This is a genomic window from Flavobacterium sp. H4147 (genome assembly GCF_029360735.1).
Classification (GTDB): Bacteria; Bacteroidota; Bacteroidia; order Flavobacteriales; family Flavobacteriaceae; genus Flavobacterium; species Flavobacterium endoglycinae.
This window is the reverse complement of the sequence record NZ_JARKNB010000005.1, coordinates 408,795-428,955: the sequence shown is the minus strand read 5'-3', so window position 1 is coordinate 428,955 and position 20,161 is coordinate 408,795. Positions and strand designations below refer to the sequence as shown.

The following is a 20,161-nucleotide window of genomic DNA, read 5'->3' as shown; positions in this document are numbered from 1 at the left end:
CAGCATTTGATTATTTTTGTGACATGAAAAATATTATTGTTACAGGAACAAGCAGAGGAATTGGCTATGAATTAGCTTTGAAATTTGCTGAGGCTGGTCATCGGGTTTTGGCCATTTCCAGAAAAATACCGCAAGCGCTTTTAGAACATCAAAATGTAACTTGTCTATCTGTTGATTTGGCAGATGAAACTGCTTTGAGTCAGGTTGAAAGTTTTCTTTCTTCAACTTGGAAAAAAGTAGATGCAGTGGTTCATAATGCTGGTGCTTTACTTTTAAAGCCTTTTACAGAAACTACTCAGGCAGATTTTGAAAGCATTTATAAAGTGAATGTTTTTGCGGTTGCGAATTTAACTCGTATTTGTATTCCGTATTTAGAAAAAGGAAGTCATGTCGTAACTATCAGTTCAATAGGTGGTGTACGCGGAAGTTTAAAATTCGCGGGATTAGCGGCTTATAGTTCCAGTAAAGGTGCTGTAATTACTTTAACCGAATTATTGGCTGAAGAATATAAAGAAAAAGGCATTTCGTTTAACGTTTTGGCTTTAGGTTCTGTTCAAACTGAAATGCTGAATGAAGCTTTTCCAGGATATCAAGCTCCAATTTCTGCTGAAGGAATGGCAACTTATATTTATGATTTTACCTTAAACGGAAATAAATATTTTAACGGAAAGGTTTTAGAAGTTTCTTCTACTAATCCGTAGTTAAATTATTAGTTATGAATTATGAGTTATGAGTGAGAGTATTGTTAAAATCAAAAGTTTTGAATTGGCTGTTAGAAGAGTTAATTTTTATAAATGGTTTGTGTCTGAAAAGAAAGAATTCGTAATTAGTAAGCAATTTTTACGTTCTATTACTTCGGTTGGCGCGAATGTAAGAGAAGCGGTTAATGCACAAAGTAAGCCTGATTTTATACATAAATTGTCAATTGCTCAAAAAGAATGCGATGAATCAATGTATTGGCTTGAAATTTTAAAGGAAACAAATTATATTTCTTTGATTGAATTTGATTCAATTCATCAGCAATGCAAAGAAGTTCTAAAGATCATTAGAAGTATTATAATAACGTCAAAGAGAAAACTTATAACTCATAATTCATAACTCATAATTATTTTGAGCGACACTTTAGCTAAATATATTCCCGAGCACGCGGTGAAACCTGTTTTCGATTTGATTGTGGCCAACCAGGTTCACTTGAAAATTGTAAACGAGCGTCAGACACGTCATGGTGATTACAGACGCGGACCAAGTGGGAAACATGAAATTACAGTTAATGCAAGTTTAAATAAGTATCGGTTTTTGATTACGCTTATTCATGAAATTGCACATTTGGTTGCTTTTGAGAAATTTGGGCGAAATATAAAACCGCACGGTAACGAATGGAAATATTCTTTTCAGCGTTTAATGGTTCCGTTTATAAGACCAGAAATATTTCCAAGTCATATTCTGCCACTTTTGGCAAGACATTTTAAGAATCCTTCTGCAAGTAGCGATACAGATACTACATTATCTTTGGCTTTAAAACAATATGATAAGGACAACGATAAAAATTACATTTTTGAAATTCCGTATGGAAGTGTTTTCCGTATTTCGAATGGAAAGATTTTTAAAAAATTAGCTGTAAGAACGAAACGTTTTGAATGCATCGAAATCAGTTCCGGAAAAACATATCTTTTTAATCCAAATGCAGAAGTGGAACTGATAAATGTTCAATAAAAAATTAAATAATGAATAAAATAATACTGAAAGACAATTTCGAATTTAAGCAAAAAGCAATACTTCTAGTACCAACATTTTTTTTCTTATACTTTTCGTCTGTGGGCTTACAGACATTTTTAAATCACAAAATAGAAGAGCTAAATATTACCTTCTTTATTATGTTGTTTATTTTTTCAATTATTGGAATTTCTTTATTGGCTTTGACATTTTCTAGAGTTGGATTTAAAGTTCTAGATAATGATCTTTATAAGATATTATCTTTTTTAGATTTCAATTTTTATTCCACAAAGATAAATCCAAAAGACAGCAAAATCTTCTCTATTTTATATAAAAAAGCATTTCAGCGAAATGACTACTTAAGTGCTGGAGGAGCAGATGTGAGTTATAACTTTGCTATTCAGGATTTTGTTTTGTTAAGTCAAAACCATTTAGAAAAGGAATCAATAATTAGGTTGAATTCAGAAAAACATTCAGATAAATTAAAAATATTTTTAGAGGAATCGGGTAAATTAAAGTACGAAATTTATTCCCCAAATTTTCAATAAAAAATTCCAAATTCCAAATTCCAAAGGTTACGACAATTGGAATTTGGAAATTTTTGATATTTGGAATTTAAAAAGACTAGCCTTTCAAATATGCTTCTCTTACTTTCTTGAATAAGTTAGAAGAATAAACAAACTTCACAATGTCTTTATTGTCAGTTCTAAAAATCTCTTCTTTATTTCCCTGCCAAGCTTTTAATCCTTTTTTTAAGAAAACGATATTTTCTCCAATCTCCATTACCGAGTTCATATCGTGCGTATTAATTACGGTTGTGATATTATATTCTCTTGTAATTTCCTGAATCAAATTATCAATTAAAGTAGAAGTATTGGGATCAAGTCCTGAGTTTGGTTCATCACAAAATAAATACTTCGGATTATTTACAATCGCACGTGCAATTGCCACACGTTTCTGCATACCTCCAGAAATTTCAGACGGCAGTTTTTTATGCGCTTCAACTAAGTTTACTCTTTCTAAAACAAAATCTACGCGTTCTTTAATTTGTGCTTTATTATTATTGGTAAACATTTTTAGCGGGAAAGCTACATTTTCTTCAACAGTCATCGAGTCAAATAACGCACTACCTTGAAATACCATTCCAATTTCGGTTCTCAATTCACGTTTTTCATCTTTATCTAAATCAGAATAAACTCTTCCGTCAAATTCAATTGTTCCGGAATCGGGTGTGTGAATTCCTAAAAGTGTTTTTAATAAAACGGTTTTTCCAGATCCACTCTGCCCAATAATTAAGTTGGTTTTTCCAGTTTCAAAAACCGTGGAAACGCCTTTTAAGACTTTGCTGTCACCAAATGATTTTTCTATGTTTTTTACTTCGATCATTATCCTAACAATAATTGGGTTAATATATAATTTAGAAGAATGATACAAACCGATGTCCACACAAATGAAACCGTACTTGCTTTACCAACTTCTAATGCACCACCTTTCATGTAATACCCATGAAAAGAAGGAATTGTAGCTAATAACATTGCAAAAATCAAAGTTTTAATAAAAGCATATGTAATGTGAAAAGGAATAAATTCCATTTGAGCTCCTGCAATGAAATCCTGGCTGGTTGAAAATCCGCCGTAAGCAGAAGCAAGCCATCCTCCAAAAATACCTAAGAACATACTAATACAAATTACAAACGGATACATTAATAAGGCTATTATTTTTGGAAAAATAAGATAGTTTAATGAATTTACACCCATAACTTCTAAAGCATCAATTTGCTCGGTTACACGCATGGTTCCGATACTTGAAGTAATGTATGATCCCATTTTTCCGGCCATAATTACCGAAATGAAAGTAGGAGCAAACTCCAAAATTACAGATTGACGTGTAGCAAAACCAATTAAATATTTTGGGATTAACGGATTGGTCAGGTTCAATGCTGTTTGAATAGCAACAACTCCTCCAATGAAAAAAGAGATGAAACAAACAATTCCAAGAGAGTCTATAATAAGGTCGTCAATTTCTTTTAGAATTAGATTTTTCATAACAGGCCATTTGGTCTGTTTATTGAAAATTTCCTTCAGCATTAAAAAATATTTCCCGATTTGGGATAAATAACGGATTAGCATCATAATTTTTAAATATTGGCTAAGTTAAAAAGAAGTTATGAGTTTTGGGTTATGAGTTCTCGTTTTTCGAGTGTTTTACCAATCAAATTAACTTTTCTTTCATTTTTTTCAAACGATAATTTCTAATAAATTTAGCTTGTTCGGGGGTAACCAATAAAGGGGTTTTGGCTTTTTTAGCTTTCCAAAAACCTCTAATATAGTCTAAAAAAAGAAATGGCTTTTTCTTCATCATAGCCAATTTTGCCGAAGCAATTGCTGTGATCCAGAAACCATATCCTAAAGTATAAAAAGCTTCACCTTGTTTGTAACGAGCTGTTTTGTTGTAATTTGCTCCAGTTGGTTTTAGGTGTTTTACGTGTAGAGATTCGTCGGTAACGATTTTCCAATCGTAATATTTACAAAGTAATTCGTCAACCGTATCCCAGCCCATTGCAGGACGTAAACCTCCAATTTGTTGGTAAGTTTCTTTTCGATATGCTTTTAAAGCGCCGCGGATATGATCTTTATCGGTAAGATTTTCTAAAACCCATTCGCCATTTTTATCAATATAACAAAATCCTCCTGCCATTCCAATTCTTGGATCTGACTCGAAATGTTTAATTATGGTTTCGAAATAGTTTGGAGGAAAAATTAAATCACCATCTATTTTTACAATGATATCGTAATTAGAATCTAAAGTTTCATAGCCTTTTTGAAAAGCCTGAATTACTTTACTTCCCGGCATATGAATCGCATCTGAGTTTTTATTAACAACAGAAATATATGGATTCTCTTTTGCGAAGCTTAAGACAACTTCTTCTGTTTTATCGGTTGAATTATCATTTACAACCACCACTTTTGTTGGCAAAACAGTTTGAGTTACCAAAGATTGCAAAGTAAGACCAATAAGATCTTGCTCGTTGTGTGCGGGTATAACAATATAGTACTTCATAAATCTTCAATTTAAATTCCAATTTTTAAAATCCAAATTCCAATCAAACTGGGTTCAATTGGAATTTGGAATTTTATTTTTTGAGCTTTCCAAAGTTGGAATTGGAATTTTATTCTTGGAATTTGCCTTTAGGCTCTTTCTGCTACAACAATATAATATCTCGGAGTGAAATATCTTAGTAAAGGTCTCAATCCAAACTTTTTTACAGGATGCGTAAATTGTAAACGGTCGGTGATTTTCCAGCCTGTTTTTTCTAAAAGCCAGTCTAATTGCCAATCTTCAAATTCATGGTAATGCCTGTCCCACATATCCGTTTTAGAACGATATGCTGGTGAAAACCATAAACGTAACGGAATTGAAATTAACAATTTGTCACATTTTACATTTTGCAGAATGGTGTATGGGTTTAATAAATGTTCGAAAATTTCAAAAGCCGTAAAAACAGTATATTCTTCCGTTTGCAAAGCAGTATGATCGTTGTCTAAATCTTCTCCTTTAGTATTTTTTACAGTATAACCATTTTCTTCCATTATTTTAGAAAACGGATTTGGAACTCCAAAATCAAAAATGGTTTCTGATGTGCTAACGTGCTTTTGTAAAAACTCTAAGGTAAGTTTGAATCTTTTATTCGGAAACGTTTTTTCGTACATAGTTATTGCGAACGAACAATCTCTCGTTCTTGATTTTAATTAGGTCGCAAATATACTAAAAAAGTCCGCACCTTTTGGTACGGACTTTTTTTAGTTTTCAGTCTCAGTTTTCAGTCCTAAAAAGCTGAATACTGCCAGTGTAAACTGTGACTGTATACTGCGACTAATATCGGTAAACAAAAGCATTAATGTTCATTCCCGCTCCTACTGAAGCAAAAATTATTACATCGCCTTTATTGATTTCCTGATTTTCGATTTTTCCTTGTAAAATCAAATCGAATAGAGTAGGAACGGTTGCAACGCTGCTATTTCCTAAATCATGAATACTCATTGGCATAATATCTTTTGGAGGAGTTTTATCGTAAAGTTTGTAGAAACGTTCGATAATAGCTTCGTCCATTTTTTCGTTTGCCTGGTGAATCAGGATTTTTTTCACTTCATCAATTGCAATTCCGCTTTTATCCAAACAGTTTTTCATCGCGCAAGGAACATTGCTTAAAGCAAATTCGTAAATTTTACGTCCGTACATTTTAATGTATTTAATGTCTGGATCTAAATCTGGATTGTATGATTTTCCGAAGAAAAGATAATTTGCTTCGTCGTTAGCAAAAGTGGCACTTTCGTAAGATAATAATCCTGCTTCGTCAGTTGATGCTTCTAAGATTGAAACTCCTGCTCCATCAGAATAAATCATTGAATCACGATCGTGATCGTCTACGACCCTTGATAAGGTTTCGGCACCAATTACCATTACCCTTTTTGCCATTCCAGATTTAATGAAAGCATTGGCTTGTAAAACGCCTTCAATCCAGCCTGGACAACCAAAAAGAATATCGTAAGCCACACATTTAGGATTTCTGATTCCTAATTTGTTTTTAACGCGGGTTGCTAAACTTGGTAAAATATCAGTTTGATGTGTTCCCGTTTTTACATCACCGAAGTTATGAGCGAAAATAATGTAGTCTAAAGTTTCGGCATCTATTCCTGCGTTTTCAATTGCTTTTTGAGCGGCAAAAAAAGCTAAATCAGATGCGGTATATTGAGGTTCGGCATAGCGACGATTTTGAATTCCGGTAATGCCTTTAAATTTTTTAATTACAACTTCATTAGGATAACCAAAAGGAGTTCCATCCTCATTTAAAAAAACATGTTTATCAAAATCTGTGTTTTTTACTTCTAAATTAGGAATATAACTCCCAATACCAATAATTTTTATTTTCATTTTGCCCGTTAATTATCCGATAAATATATTGCTAAAGTATAAATAATATTATGATAACTGTCATAAAAAATAGTATGCATGCATATAATTATGGAATAACGATTTTTGAATTGATATATTGTGTAATTTTTAATGATTTTTTAATATTTCCGAGATTTCAAACGATTGAAGCAACTTTTATGAACAAGATTTTTTGGAAATATTTTTGTTTGTCGAGATTAATTTCACAAAAGTCAATAGACAGTTATTTTTTTGTGTTTAATTTCTTCTTTATTGTTTTGATCGTGTGAAGACTCAATAGAAGTTTTAAAAAGTTTCAAGTTTTGGGTTTCAAGTTAAGCGAGTAATTTGAAACCTGAAATTTGAAACAAAAATAAACCCGACAGGTTTTTAAAACGTGTCGGGTTTGAAATAATATGAATTAGAAAAACTAATTTTAGTTTTCCATGTACGCTTCGATAGGAGCACAGCTGCAAACTAAATTTCTATCACCATAAGCATCATCTACACGACGAACAGATGGCCAGAATTTATTGTCAGCGATGTAGTCTAATGGGTAAGCTGCTTTTTCTCTTGAATAAGGGAAATCCCAAGCATCATTCGTTAGCATTGCTAATGTATGAGGTGCATTTTTCAATACATTGTTTTTATCGTCAGCTGTAGCTGTTTCAATTTCTTTTCTGATTGAAATAAGAGCATCGCAAAAACGATCTAATTCTGCTAAATCTTCAGATTCTGTAGGCTCGATCATTAACGTTCCTGCAACTGGGAAAGAAACCGTTGGAGCGTGGAAACCGTAATCCATTAAACGTTTCGCAATATCACCAACTTCGATTCCGTTTTCTTTGAATGCACGGCAATCTAAAATCATTTCGTGAGCAGCTCTTCCGCATTCTCCAGTGTAAAGAATTGGGTAGTGACCTTCGAAACGGGCTTTCATGTAATTAGCATTTAATATTGCGTGTTCTGTAGCGCTTTTTAATCCTTCAGCTCCCATCATGGTGATGTAACCGTAAGAAATTAAACAAACTAAAGCAGATCCGTAAGGTGCAGATGAAATAGCAGTAATTGCTTTCTCACCACCAACTTTTAAGATTGGGTTTGTTGGTAAAAACGGAACTAATTTTTCGTTTACACAAATTGGTCCAACACCAGGTCCGCCGCCACCGTGAGGAATAGCGAAAGTTTTGTGTAAGTTTAAGTGACAAACGTCAGCACCAATTGTAGCAGGATTTGTTAATCCAACCTGCGCGTTCATGTTTGCACCGTCCATATATACTAATCCGCCATTTTCGTGGATTAATTTTGTGATTTCGATAATTGAAGATTCGAAAACTCCGTGAGTAGAAGGATACGTTACCATTAAACAAGATAAATCATCTTTATGCTCAATTGCTTTTTCTCTTAAATCTTCTACGTCAATATTTCCTTCTGGAGTCGTTTTCGTAACAATGATTTTCATTCCAGCCATCGCTGCAGAAGCAGGGTTTGTTCCGTGAGCCGATGAAGGAATTAAACATACATTACGGTGACCTTCGTTTCTTGACATGTGGTAAGCACGAATTGCCATTAAACCAGCATATTCTCCTTGCGCTCCAGAGTTAGGCTGTAAAGTTGTTCCAGCAAATCCAGTAATTACATTTAATTGCTGCTCTAATTTTTTAAGCATTGTAATGTAACCTTCAGCTTGCTCAACCGGTGCAAACGGGTGAATGCTGTTCCAGTTTGGCATTGATAAAGGCAGCATTTCAGAAGCTGCGTTTAATTTCATTGTACAAGAACCTAATGAAATCATTGAGTGATTTAATGATAAATCTTTACGTTCTAATTTTTTGATATAACGCATCAACTGACTTTCTGAATGATGATTGTTGAAAACATCATGCGTTAAGAAAGAAGACGTTCTTTCTAAAGAAGCCGGTAATTGACTAGTTTCAGTTAATTCAGAAACAGAAACCGTTTCTTTTCCTAAAGCTTCAGCAAAAATGGCAATAATTTGGTTGATGTCTGCAACAGAAGTTGTTTCGTTAAACGAAATAGAAATTGTATCAGCATCAACATAGAAGAAGTTTACTTCGTTTTTCTCAGCAACAGCTTTTACTTTTTGAGCATCTGCTTTTACTAAAATAGTATCAAAGTAAGCGGTGTTAGTTTGGTAAACTCCAATTTTATTTAAAGCCTCAGCAGTAGTAACCGCTGATGCGTGCACTTTGTTTGCAATGTATTTTAATCCTTTTGGACCGTGGTAAACAGCATACATTCCAGCCATAACTGCCAATAAAACTTGAGCAGTACAAATGTTTGAAGTTGCTTTTTCACGTTTAATGTGTTGTTCGCGAGTTCCTAATGCCATACGCAAAGCACGGTTTCCGTTTGCATCAACAGAAACTCCAATGATACGGCCTGGCATAGATCTTTTGTACTCATCTTTAGTTGCAAAGTAAGCAGCGTGAGGACCGCCGTAACCCATTGGTACACCAAAACGTTGTGTAGTTCCAACTACAACCGCAGCTCCCATTTCCCCCGGAGAAGTTAAAGTTGCTAGTGATAAAATATCAGCAGCAAACGCCACTTTAATTTCATTTTCCTTTGCTTTAGCAACAAAATCGCTGTAGTCGTTTACCTGCCCATATTTTCCTGGGTATTGTAAAATAGCTCCGAAGAATTCATTTGAAAAATCAAATGTTTGGTGGTTTCCAACCACTAATTCAATTCCGATTGGAGTTGAACGTGTTTGAAGAACAGATAAAGTTTGTGGTAGAATTTCTTCAGAGACGAAGAATTTATGTGTATTGTTTTTCTTTTGATCGCGAGTACGAACGTCAAATAATAAAGCCATAGCTTCAGCAGCTGCAGTTCCTTCATCTAATAATGACGCATTGGCAATTTCCATTCCGGTTAACTCAATAACTGTAGTTTGAAAATTCAAAATAGCTTCTAAACGACCTTGAGCGATTTCTGCTTGGTAAGGTGTGTAAGCGGTGTACCATCCCGGGTTTTCGAAGATATTTCTTTGAATTGGAGCCGGAACGATAGTTGGATGATAACCCAAACCAATATAAGACTTGAATACTTTATTTTTCTTTCCTAATTCCTGAATGTGATTTGCGAATTCATACTCAGTCATCGCAGGATCTAAATTCAAAGGTGCTTTTAAACGAATATCGTCCGGAAGGGTTTCGTAAACAAGTTGTTCAATTGAGTCAACTCCAATAGTTTTCAGCATGTGCTGAAGATCAGTTTCTCTTGGACCAATGTGTCTTAAAGCAAAAGCATCTGTTTTCATGTAGCTATTTAATGTTTAAATTGATGTGATTGTACAATCTCGTATCATACGAATCACATTTAAAAGTAAATGTGTTGTTTTTTGTGGCGCAAAATTAAGTATTATTAATAATTTAATAGGTATTTTTAACTTCAATTTTTATCAAATTTCTAACTAAAGAGTTGATTTGTTACTAATTGATTAGATTTGAGCTATGAAACTTCTAAAACAAATATTTGATTTTTATTTAAACAGCAGTATTCACGTGGCTTTTTCGTGTTATGCTTTGGTGCAAATTACGTTTCATGTGTTTCATGTTCAGTATGATGAGTCGATGGCTTTGTTTGTTTTTTTTGGAACAATTGTAGGATATAATTTCGTAAAATATGATGCACTAGTTCGAGTGAAGAAAAAACCAATTGGAACTCAATTGAAAATTATTGCTGTTTTGAGTCTTATTTCTGTTGTTTTAGTCGGTTATTATTTTTTTCATCTTAAAAGAATTACGCAAATAGTTTCGGTTGTAATTTTTGCCATAACTGCACTTTATACATTGCCTTTTTTTCCAAATCGAAGAAATGCGAGAAACTGGGCAGGCGTAAAAATTTATATCGTAGCACTTTGCTGGGTTGGCGCTACTTTGGTTCTTCCATTAATAAATGCCGAAGTTCCTTTTGCGATAGATTTCTTTATCAAATGTATTCAACGATTTGTTTTGGTTTTTGTACTGATTTTAGTTTTTGAAATTATAGATTTAGCCAATGACGATCCGCATTTGCAGACTGTTCCCCAGACCATAGGAGTTAAGAAAACCAAACTTTTAGGATTTCTATTATTGATTCCTTTTTGGTTTTTGGAAGTTTTTATTTCAACATTCAACATTCATGATGCCATTATCAATTTAATTATGGTAACTATGCTGATGTTGTTTATTGCTTTCGCTAATCCTAATCGTTCCAAATATTATACTTCTTTTTGGGTAGAAAGCGTACCGATTTTTTGGTGGCTGATGATTGTTTTTTTGAGATAAAACTATTTTGGGCGTGCCACCATTTAAAAAAGGCCTTAACAATCTTTGCGCACATTAGGCCTTTCTTAAATGCTGTCGGGCTTTCGGCTATATCTTTTACTCCGCTCCGCTTCATAAAAGGATACCGCCTCAATCCCTCACGCAATTAGGAAAGTGAGAAAGTATCATTTTCAAAAGAAATTAAACAGAATATTTGAAGAAACATAGCCCAAGGTTTCAATCTTTGAGACGCTTTTGTTTTGTATTTCACAAGAATTTTGATAAGGTTTCCCAAGGTGGAAACCTTGGGCTATTTTTGAAATAGATTGTTTGAAAAATTGAATTTTTATTTGATTTTTTTGAATTGCCTCCAGCTTTAGATGGAGGAGAAATTTAATCGATGTTTTGGGCTTTAGCCAAAACTCAAGTTTGGCTAAAGCCAGATTGGAAGGATCTCTTTAACCTCCAGCTAAAGCTGGAGGCAATTCAAAAATCAATATTGCATTTCAGAAACCTCTTTTAAAACTTTATTTCTTTCCAATAGAAAACTTGTCAAATGTCTTTTCAAAAACAAAACATCAAATAATTTTCCGAAGATTCCGAATGGAGTTTCATATTGTAATTTATCTTTCATGATTGTGATTCCATTTTCTTCTTCAAAAAAATGTTGATGTTTGAAAGATTCGAATTTGCCTTCTTCCATTTCATCCACAAAATAATCGTAAAGATTCATGGCGGTAATTCGGCTCTTGTGCGTAATATAAAATCCAAAATGTTTACCACGCCAAGTCACAGTATCGTTTAAATTGATTAAACCAGAAGTTATTCCCGCAATTGCTTTTTCTTTTGAAGGACTTGCAGATTTTTTGATGAATGTCTATGTTTCTTGAGGCATCGAAAACGCTTTGTTTTGTTGCGTTTATTTTTGTGGTCAGATTTATTGAGGTCACGATTTTAGATTATTTAAGTCCCAGAGGGACGACATTTTATAGCAATAGAATTATGAGTAATTAGAGCCCAGCGGAGTGATATATCTATTTTAAAAAAAAAATTTCGCTCCGCTGGAGCTTAACAAACGAATGTTATCGGATTCTATAAATATTTTGCTCCTCTGGAGTACAAAAAAAGCTTTCTAATTTTCCAAAAGTTTTTTTAATGAAGTAAATCTTCAAATGCCTCATCAATATTCCCAAACTTAAACTGAAATCCATTTTCCAAAAGTCGTTTCGGAATCACATTCCTGCTTTTCAAAACCAATTCCGTTTCGGTTCTAATAAAAAATGATCCAATTTCCAGCAAGAATTTATTCAACGGAATTCCGAATGGAAAACCAACAGTTTTTCTAAGTTTCTGCATGAAATCTTTGTTTCGAATTGGTTCAGGAGAAACGACATTGATAACGCCCGTCATTTCTTTTTCAATACTAAAATCAACGGCATTCGCAAAATCTTCTTCATGAATCCAGCTCACAAACTGGTTTCCATTTCCTTGTTTTCCTCCAAAACCAATTTTAGCCAAAGCCTTTAACGGAACCAAAGCGCCGCCGTTTTTTCCTAAAACAATAGAAGTTCGTAAAGCCGTTTTCAATGTTCTCGGAGTTTCAGTTTTAAAGAAAGCTTTTTCCCAAGACAAGGCCACATTTATAGAAAAATCATTTCCAATTTCTCCGTCAACTTCATCCATTTGTTTGTCTAATGAAAAACGATAAATAGTTGCTGTTGATGAATTCAGCCAATGTTTCGGCGGATTCTGGCAATTTAAAACCGCTTTGTTCAGAACTTTGGTGCTGTCAATTCTGGACCATAAAATTTCTTTTTTGTTTTCTTTGGTGTAACGGCAATCAACAGATTTTCCGGCAAGATTAATTAAAACCGTTGCGTTTTCTAATTCCTTTTCCCAGCCAGAAAATGTTTTGGCATTCCAGTTTACATATTTAATTCCGTTTTCTGTTTTTGATTTCTCTCGGGTGAAAATTACAATTTCATCAAATTTATTTTTGAAATGATTTACTAAAACCTGTCCGAGAAATCCAGTTCCTGCTGCTATAATGAGTTTTTTCATTTGTGTAATTTTTTTTTTGCATGACCCGAGCGACATAGAACAGGCGAAGCAATTCAAGATTTTTTTTAATTTTCAATTCGTGAATTCGTGACGAATAATTTTAATGATTAAGCTTTAAAAACCAATCTTTCTTCACGTTGACTCTCTTTAGCTTTTCTTTTTCCTCTAAAAAAGAAATACAAATTGAAGAACAACATGATACCAAGATAAATAGAAAATCCTCCAATTTTATAACTTAAGTTTTCGATTAATTGCTGATAACTGTCTCTGCTTAATTGTAATTCTAAAATCATTAAAGCAAAACCAATATTTAAAAGATAAAATCCCGTTTCGAAAAGTTTATTCGTAGCCTGAGCAATATCTTCTCTTCCTTTAAAAATATCCAGCATAAATATTTTTCCATTTTTAAAAAGCGTTTTAGAAACGTAATAAGTTAAAAACAAAGCAACTGGTAAATAAATGCTATAACCGATTAAGATTTTTGTAGTTTCCATGATATTTAATTTTAGTTGTTACTTGATTAATTTTTGAATGTATTTTGTAATAAGTACAATGTTGAGGTAATGCAAAACTGATATAATAAAAATGATAAGAGAAGTTTTAGATCCAATGGTTTCGATTAATTGGGTGATGGAGATTATTTTTTGCCAGGATATTAAAGTCATGGCACAATAGCCAATATTTAAAAGATAATACGCCATCAGTAAAACCTGATTTATTTTTTGACAGATATCTGCATGATTCGGAATTAATTCTGAAACGTAGATGTTTCCATTTTTATAACAGATTTTCCCAACCTTTAGAATTATTAGAATCGTAATAATGAGGTAGATAAAATATCCAATAACGTTGAAGTTCATAATTTCTTTTTTGATTATAAATAATAAATGTCAGGAAGAATACTATAATTATTGTTGTTTTTAAACTTTCAGAAATAATTGAAAGTAAAAATTAAATTTTTTTATTTCATCATTTTGATAACCAGTTTTCCCAACCAGTTATCATTAAACTCAGTCATTTTGTCCAGCATATTGTCGGCTTTTAAAACAAAATCATACAATTTGGAAGTTTGATCTACGAAGTGTTTTTCTTCTGCTGAATCTTTTACTTCTATAGTCGAAACTTCTTTTAAAATTTTAAGAGTCGGTTTGATTTCTCTTTTACTTCTTTCTCTCGAAATTTTTACGGCCAATTCATCTAAATCTTTTTCGGCAGTAAAGAATTCTTTTCTTTCGCCCGCTTTAAATTCTTTATATACAATTCCCCAATCCATTAAAGCTCTTAAGTTCATGCTGGCGTTACCACGGGAAATTTGCAATTCTTCCATAATGTCTTCCATCGAAACAGCTTCGTTGGATACCATTAATAAAGCGTGGATCTGTGCCATCGTTTTATTAATACCCCATTGAGAACCCAATGCTCCCCAAGTTTGAACGAATTTATTTTTTGCTTCTTTGTAATCCATAGTTCAAATATAATAAAAGTTTTTAAACTTTCAAAAATAATTGAAAGCTTGATTGCAGATATTGTTTTTGAAATCAATTCATTGTAAGAATAGTTTTATGTATGTATTTTAAGTATTTCATTCATAATATTTTATGTTTCATGACAATTTTTTTATTCATGTAGGAATTGTAATATAATTTTGAAATAGAAAATATAATAAACCGGTCCAAATCTATTTTCAACTTAACTTATGTGGAGCAGAACCCACTTTAAAAAACGAGGCGGAATCTGAAAAGCCTTATGAGTAAGAGCCAAAAACAAAATTATCATGTCTAGAAATAAGATTATAAACGTGAATATCATTATCGACTCTAGTCGTTTAATAAATGATTTTCCATCGCCAAGTAAAGATCAGAACAACCCAACAGGGATTGGACATAATTATCAATTTATGGTAGTTTCTGATACAGCAAATATTAGCGGACAAGGAACAGGCGATTTAAGTATCCTTGCTAATCAAGGAGATGTTGTTCGCTTTTATGCAACTTCTGAATACAATAATTATGATAATCCGGTGATTTTATACAAGCTTTTCAAGTTTGGCGGAGACAATGTATTTCAAAATCCAAACTTTGAACTTCAAAATTTTCCAGGTGTAGACATTGTAGTTCCAACTAGTTTTAATCCACTTGTAACAGCACAATCTACTCAAAATTTCTGGTTTGCTCAGAATACTGTAAATGCAAAAGGTACTGAAAATTACGGATTGCAGTTTGCATTGTACGATTCAGATTTAAATCTGTACGGCTATTTTAGCTGGGATCCAGCCATTACAGCTCAGTAATTAATTTTAAAAAAAGGTTCTGTCATACGGCAGAACCTTTTTATCTTAAAACGAAATAGAATTATGTCTAAAAATAAAATTATAAACGTTAACATCATTATCGATACCAGTCGTATAATGATTGATTACGGAGATCCAAGCACAGATCAGGAAAATCCCACTCTTATTGGGAGTAATTATCAGTTTATGGTAGCTTCTGGTCATGCTGGTTTGAACGGACAAGGAACTGGAAATCTAAATATTGGTGCGAAACAGGGAGATGTGGTTCGTTTTTATGCGACTTCTGAATATAACAATTTTGATAATCCAGTGGTTTTATATGAATTAGACAATTTTGGTAAAGATCGTATTTTTAAAAACCCCGATTTTACTCTTGAGAATTTCCCCGATGCTGATGTCGTTGTTCCTGATGAATTTAATCCTTTGGAAGTTGAATCATCAACACAGAATTTTTGGTTTGCCCAAAATACAGTTCAAAAAAAAGGAAAGCAAGATTATGGTTTACGATTTGCTTTGTACGATTCAGATCTAAAACTTTTTGGCTTCTTTGGTTGGAAACCTGTTGTTGTTGCTTTTTAAGATTGAATCAACAGAATATAAACAACTTTCAATATGCAAATTTATATTATCATAGAAACTTCTCTTTTATTGAGGGAATATTCCACTCCCAGTCTTGAGAAGAATGAACCTACTTTAATTTCTGAAGAATATGTCTGTATAGTTAAAGCAGGATATTCAGATAGAATAGAGGAACTGAAAAAGAATGTGGTAAAATTCAAAAAAGAAGCTGTAGATGAGATCAATTTTCATTTGGTTTCTGAGAGTGCCAATTTTGATAATACTATATTGGTATATGATTTAAAAGAATATGGAAATAGCAGCATTCTCGAGCAAATTCAAATTTCACATGAATCTATTGAGACTATTATTCCAACACATTTTGATCCGCTTGAAACGACCAAAGAAAAACGAACTTTTTCAATTCACAGAAATAAAATTTTAAATACTGGTGAAAGCGAATACGGCATTCATTTTGGTGTTTTCAATTATGATTTTACCCCTCAGGGATTTTTTGAACTTCGTCTGAATTTCTCAATAGAGTAAACTTGTTTTATAGAGAAACAAGTGTTTTTACCTGCCAAAATTTCTAATGTCATTCTTCTCCTTTTTCGTGTCAAAGAATTTCTACTTCATAACATTTTTTTACTAAAGTCTATCTGTAAGATATAGTTTTGAAGTATAAATAAACCCAGAAACTCTTTTTAAATATTCCCTCAAGTATTTAAATAGGAGAACAAATCAAATAAGTGGAGCAGAACCCACAAGAAAAAACGAGGCGGACCCGAAAAGCCTTATGAGTAGGAAACCCAAAAACAAAAAGTTATGTCAGATCTATTAGCAGGTGCTTATTTAGCAAAAGGCACAATTGGAAATGTTGGAACACCAGGTGCTCCAATCGCATCATTTAGTTTAGTTGTTGTACCATCACAAAATTCTGTTTCTGGTACAGTAGTAATTACTCAGGCTATAAGTGGTCCTGATGGTCATATTGTGGTTCCAGTAACTGGAAAAATATATGCAACAGGATTTGGACAATTTACTCAGGTGGTAAGTTTACAAGGACAATATGTTCACACTTTTCCTCCACCAGCAATTGGTGCTTTCTTAGCAAATTTTGATGCTCATCTAGCTATCGACGGTTCATGGAATGGTACAGGTGGTTTTTCATACTACCAGCACGATATCGAAAATGTACCGGTAAAAGCTGCAGCAAATTTACAAGCAGAGTTGGTATAATAAAAAGCCCCCAAATTAAACAACTCCAAAATCGAAACAGTTAGGATTTATTAAGGTTTCCTGATTTGGTTACAGTTTTGATTTAAAGGGCCGTCTTTTTCGACGGCCTTTTTTACTATAACATTCTCTCTGTTTTGTTTCTCCTAAAAACAATCAAAAACAAATGAAAAGAAAACCCATTATCATCAGTTTATTAGTTCTTTTTCTAATAACTGCTGCAGTTATATTTTTTCTGAATAAAGAAAAGATAATAAACAAATTTGGAACTTCTTCTGGATATGCTTCGGCAGCACCATCTGCACCCTGCGAATGCGAAGAAAGCTGGTTTCCTCATGAACAAACTCCTGCACCGAAAGAAGGTGACGGAAGTCCGTTTGATGTTCCAAGTACAACCAATTGTATTTTCCATCAGTGGTCATGGCAGAAATTTTTATGGTTGACAAAACCTGTAAACGGACAGCCTTTATTTTTAGATTCACTTGATGTTGTAAGTCCAGAAATGGCACCAGTTGCCCCTCAATTAGGTTTGAAATTAGTTTTAAATTCAATTAATCAGGCTGGACCGGAAGGAATTTTAGTGTCTAATCCTAAATTTGTTCCTGGTAAAAAAGCAGGAGATACCGTGTATTATTCTATTCATATGAATAAAATATTGTTTGATAAAGCAGTACATGCAGCGTCTGACATTAACAGTGGAAAAACTCCTTATTCTAATTTAGAAACATTTCCAGTTGGTTCACTTGAATTAAAAGTTTCATGGATCAGTACCGATGCAATTCCTCAAAATAAAATTGCAGATTATTTTGTAACAAAAGCAGCTGTTAAAAACAGCAAAGGCCAATATGTTGCAAAATCGATGGCATTGCTTGGAATGCACGTTGTTGGTGTGGTCAAAAATCATCCTGAGTTTATCTGGGCAACTTTTGAACATAAAGGAATGGCACCAGTTTACGATTGGAAAAATAATTCTGTGACTTCTGTTGACGAGACTTTATTTTATGAAAAAGGAACAACTTCAGGATTAAAAGGAATCACTTATAACGACAGTATTCAACAACCATTAACACCAACCAAAGCGTTTGTTTTATATGAATATGGTGTGCCAAAAGTTTTAGGATCTAATGATTTTATGAAAACTAGTCAGTCTGAACCTGTAAATATTGATAATATTGAAACGATCAATAAATGCGTGCAGTCTAAATTAAAAGACGTTTTTAAAAATTATTTCTACAACGGATCTATTTGGCTAGATACAGATGGAATGTCTGCAGAACAGCAGGCTAAAATGATTGTAAAAAGCAAGATTTCGAGTGTACTTCCTGACTCATTAGCAAGAGGTTCTTCTAATTTGGCTAATATTACGATGGAAACTTATACTCAAACCTTTAAGAGCGATGTACATGATATTAATGCTGGAAATTTAGTAAATTGCTTTACCTGTCATCAATCTCAAAACTTTGATAAATCCCGAGGTATCGGAAAATCACCTCTATATTTAAGTCATGTTTTTGAATCTTATTTATACACTACGAAATCTAAAACAACAGCTAAAAATGCTAATACCAAAACGGATCGTATTAAGGAAACAAAAACACTTAAGCTTAAACAATTTAAAGAGTTTGTTCGTGATAATAAATAAATTGTTAATTATAAAAAGTTTATCACAGAAAGGCCGAAGCATCTGCTTCGGCTTTTCAATTATGTAAAGCCCTTAACGATTAAACTAATTATAAAGTTATGTTAATTGAGAGCCTGAATTTTACATTAAGTAATGAGAAGGATATTTTTGTAAAAATCACATTTTATGGAATTATACTACACATTTTCGGTACTAATCGTACTAGCTTCTTTCTTCGCCTATTTAAATTTAAGATTTTTAAAACTTCCAGGAACAATCGGAATCATGATTATTGCCATGCTGGTTTCTGTTGGAATCCGTCTGTTGGGAGATTCTTATTTTCCAGCAACCACCAAACATTTTTTTGATTTAATCAAACAATTTGATTTCAATGAAATTTTAATGGGAGCCATGCTGAACTTTCTTTTGTTTGCGGGAGCGCTTCACGTAAATATATCCGATCTTAAAGAACAAAAAGTGCCCATTATGATTTACTCTACCGTTAGTGTAGTGTTATCAGCTATAATTATTTCTTTACTGCTTTATTATATAGCACCGCTTTTAGGAATAAAAATCCCTTACGTTTTCTGTTTGGTTTTTGGAACCTTAATTTCTCCTACCGATCCAATCGTGGTTTTGGGAGTTTTAAAAGAAGCAAAAGTTCCGAAAAGAATCGAAACCAAAATTGTTGGGGAATCCTTGTTTAATGATGGAGTAGCAGTAGTAATGTTTGCGGTAGTTTTAAAAATGGCCACCGATCCCACATTTGATGTTAGTTTTGGATCTATTGCCTGGCTTTTCGCCAAAGAAGGAATCGGCGGACTTTTATTAGGAGCCGTTTTCGGATTTACAGCTTCAAGAGTCATGAAGAAAGTTGATGATTATAAAGTTTCTGTTTTAATCACGCTTTCTATCGTAACAGGAGGTTTTTTAGTTGCACAAGCATTACATGTTTCTAGTCCGCTAGCAATGGTTGTTGCTGGATTGATTATTGGAAATTACGGTAAAAAAGTTGCGATGAGCGAAGTGACTAAAGATTACTTAGGAAAGTTTTGGGAACTGATTGATGAGATCTTAAATGCTGTTTTATTTCTTTTTATTGGATTTGAATTGTTATTGCTTCCAGATTTGAACAAACAATTGCTAACAGGTTTTGTAGCAATTTTTATTGTATTATTTTCAAGATTAACCTCAATAGTTTTGCCATGGAAATTCTTTGATATCTTTAAGTTCTTCGGAATTAAATCGGCTTACAACAAAGGTTCTTTGATGGTTTTAGTTTGGGGAGGAATCCGTGGTGGAGTTTCTATTGCGTTAGTGCTTTCTATGCCGGAAGGAGAATATAAAAACTTACTTTTAGAGGTGACTTATATTGTTGTTTTATTCTCAATTGTAGTTCAAGGATTGACAGTTGGAAAGTTGGCGAAACGAGTTTTGGAGAAAGAGTAAAAGAATATAGAAAATAGAGAATAGAGA

The 20,161-nt window shown here is 33.1% G+C and carries 22 protein-coding genes; 11 read left to right on the top strand and 11 right to left on the bottom strand.

The window, feature by feature from the left end; all coding sequences use genetic code 11:
* The first annotated feature begins 23 nt into the window (after positions 1-23).
* From P2W75_RS22340 to P2W75_RS22325, 4 genes are read left to right on the top strand one after another with little or no spacing between them, the layout of a single operon-like run.
* On the top strand, positions 24-701 hold the full coding sequence (locus P2W75_RS22340) for an SDR family oxidoreductase (RefSeq protein WP_276382125.1): 678 nt from the start codon (positions 24-26) through the stop codon (positions 699-701).
* A gap of 28 nt (positions 702-729) precedes the next feature.
* Positions 730-1,098 carry a four helix bundle protein gene (locus tag P2W75_RS22335; RefSeq protein WP_276382124.1) on the top strand — a complete coding sequence of 123 codons (369 nt, stop codon included), beginning with the start codon at positions 730-732 and terminating at the stop codon, positions 1,096-1,098.
* Positions 1,099-1,110: 12 nt separating this feature from the next.
* The gene (locus tag P2W75_RS22330; protein ID WP_207294604.1) at positions 1,111-1,713 is read left to right on the top strand and encodes a SprT-like domain-containing protein; all 603 of its coding nucleotides are present in this window, start codon (positions 1,111-1,113) and stop codon (positions 1,711-1,713) included.
* A gap of 11 nt (positions 1,714-1,724) precedes the next feature.
* Positions 1,725-2,261: a hypothetical protein gene (locus P2W75_RS22325; RefSeq protein ID WP_276382123.1), complete on the top strand. Its 537-nt coding sequence runs from the start codon at positions 1,725-1,727 to the stop codon at positions 2,259-2,261.
* 76 nt (positions 2,262-2,337) lie between these two features.
* Here P2W75_RS22325 and P2W75_RS22320 read toward each other — a convergent pair whose 3' ends face one another.
* The 6 genes from P2W75_RS22320 to gcvP all read right to left on the bottom strand — a co-directional run bounded on the left by P2W75_RS22320 (position 2,338) and on the right by gcvP (position 9,931).
* The gene (locus P2W75_RS22320; RefSeq protein WP_207294606.1) at positions 2,338-3,099 is read right to left on the bottom strand and encodes an ABC transporter ATP-binding protein; all 762 of its coding nucleotides are present in this window, start codon (positions 3,097-3,099) and stop codon (positions 2,338-2,340) included.
* On the bottom strand, positions 3,099-3,845 hold the full coding sequence (locus P2W75_RS22315; RefSeq protein WP_207294607.1) for an ABC transporter permease: 747 nt from the start codon (positions 3,843-3,845) through the stop codon (positions 3,099-3,101). The genes P2W75_RS22320 and P2W75_RS22315 overlap by 1 nt, the downstream gene beginning before the upstream one ends.
* Before the next feature lie 79 nt (positions 3,846-3,924).
* Positions 3,925-4,773, bottom strand: a complete 849-nt coding sequence (locus tag P2W75_RS22310) for a glycosyltransferase family 2 protein (protein ID WP_276382122.1) — start codon at positions 4,771-4,773, stop codon at positions 3,925-3,927.
* A gap of 128 nt (positions 4,774-4,901) precedes the next feature.
* The gene (locus tag P2W75_RS22305) at positions 4,902-5,423 is read right to left on the bottom strand and encodes a methyltransferase (protein WP_207294609.1); all 522 of its coding nucleotides are present in this window, start codon (positions 5,421-5,423) and stop codon (positions 4,902-4,904) included.
* A gap of 163 nt (positions 5,424-5,586) precedes the next feature.
* Entirely contained in the window at positions 5,587-6,645 is a 1,059-nt protein-coding gene (locus tag P2W75_RS22300) for a 3-oxoacyl-ACP synthase III family protein (RefSeq protein WP_207294610.1), read from the bottom strand.
* A 436-nt stretch (positions 6,646-7,081) separates the two neighbouring features.
* A complete protein-coding gene (gene gcvP / locus P2W75_RS22295) occupies positions 7,082-9,931 on the bottom strand; it encodes an aminomethyl-transferring glycine dehydrogenase (RefSeq protein ID WP_276382121.1) in 2,850 nt (949 codons plus the stop codon).
* Between the two features lie 193 nt (positions 9,932-10,124).
* Here gcvP and P2W75_RS22290 point away from each other — a divergent pair, with 193 nt between their 5' ends.
* Positions 10,125-10,940 (top strand): hypothetical protein, encoded by an 816-nt coding sequence (locus P2W75_RS22290; protein WP_276382120.1) that lies wholly within the window; start codon positions 10,125-10,127, stop codon positions 10,938-10,940.
* A gap of 472 nt (positions 10,941-11,412) precedes the next feature.
* Here the strand turns inward: P2W75_RS22290 and P2W75_RS22570 are convergent, their stop codons facing one another.
* The 5 genes from P2W75_RS22570 to P2W75_RS22265 all read right to left on the bottom strand — a co-directional run bounded on the left by P2W75_RS22570 (position 11,413) and on the right by P2W75_RS22265 (position 14,445).
* Entirely contained in the window at positions 11,413-11,652 is a 240-nt protein-coding gene (locus P2W75_RS22570) for a hypothetical protein (protein WP_306801555.1), read from the bottom strand.
* Positions 11,653-12,071: 419 nt separating this feature from the next.
* Positions 12,072-12,980, bottom strand: a complete 909-nt coding sequence (locus tag P2W75_RS22280; RefSeq protein WP_276382119.1) for a TIGR01777 family oxidoreductase — start codon at positions 12,978-12,980, stop codon at positions 12,072-12,074.
* 107 nt (positions 12,981-13,087) lie between these two features.
* Positions 13,088-13,474, bottom strand: a complete 387-nt coding sequence (locus P2W75_RS22275; RefSeq protein ID WP_276382118.1) for a hypothetical protein — start codon at positions 13,472-13,474, stop codon at positions 13,088-13,090.
* An 18-nt stretch (positions 13,475-13,492) separates the two neighbouring features.
* Positions 13,493-13,840 (bottom strand): hypothetical protein, encoded by a 348-nt coding sequence (locus P2W75_RS22270; protein WP_207294616.1) that lies wholly within the window; start codon positions 13,838-13,840, stop codon positions 13,493-13,495.
* 101 nt (positions 13,841-13,941) lie between these two features.
* The gene (locus P2W75_RS22265) at positions 13,942-14,445 is read right to left on the bottom strand and encodes a GbsR/MarR family transcriptional regulator (RefSeq protein ID WP_207294617.1); all 504 of its coding nucleotides are present in this window, start codon (positions 14,443-14,445) and stop codon (positions 13,942-13,944) included.
* Between the two features lie 309 nt (positions 14,446-14,754).
* On the opposite strand from P2W75_RS22265, the gene P2W75_RS22260 reads away from it, so the two are divergent.
* From P2W75_RS22260 to P2W75_RS22235, 6 genes are all read left to right on the top strand, one after another.
* A complete protein-coding gene (locus P2W75_RS22260; RefSeq protein ID WP_207294618.1) occupies positions 14,755-15,270 on the top strand; it encodes an inclusion body family protein in 516 nt (171 codons plus the stop codon).
* Between the two features lie 63 nt (positions 15,271-15,333).
* Positions 15,334-15,849 (top strand): AidA/PixA family protein, encoded by a 516-nt coding sequence (locus tag P2W75_RS22255; protein ID WP_276382117.1) that lies wholly within the window; start codon positions 15,334-15,336, stop codon positions 15,847-15,849.
* 33 nt (positions 15,850-15,882) lie between these two features.
* A complete protein-coding gene (locus P2W75_RS22250; protein WP_276382116.1) occupies positions 15,883-16,374 on the top strand; it encodes an AidA/PixA family protein in 492 nt (163 codons plus the stop codon).
* A gap of 279 nt (positions 16,375-16,653) precedes the next feature.
* Complete coding sequence (locus P2W75_RS22245; RefSeq protein ID WP_207294621.1) at positions 16,654-17,067, top strand: DUF1842 domain-containing protein; 414 nt, start codon at positions 16,654-16,656, stop codon at positions 17,065-17,067.
* Positions 17,068-17,230: 163 nt separating this feature from the next.
* Positions 17,231-18,706: a hypothetical protein gene (locus P2W75_RS22240; protein ID WP_276382114.1), complete on the top strand. Its 1,476-nt coding sequence runs from the start codon at positions 17,231-17,233 to the stop codon at positions 18,704-18,706.
* Positions 18,707-18,871: 165 nt separating this feature from the next.
* A complete protein-coding gene (locus tag P2W75_RS22235; RefSeq protein WP_276382113.1) occupies positions 18,872-20,134 on the top strand; it encodes a sodium:proton antiporter in 1,263 nt (420 codons plus the stop codon).
* The last annotated feature ends 27 nt before the right edge of the window (positions 20,135-20,161 follow it).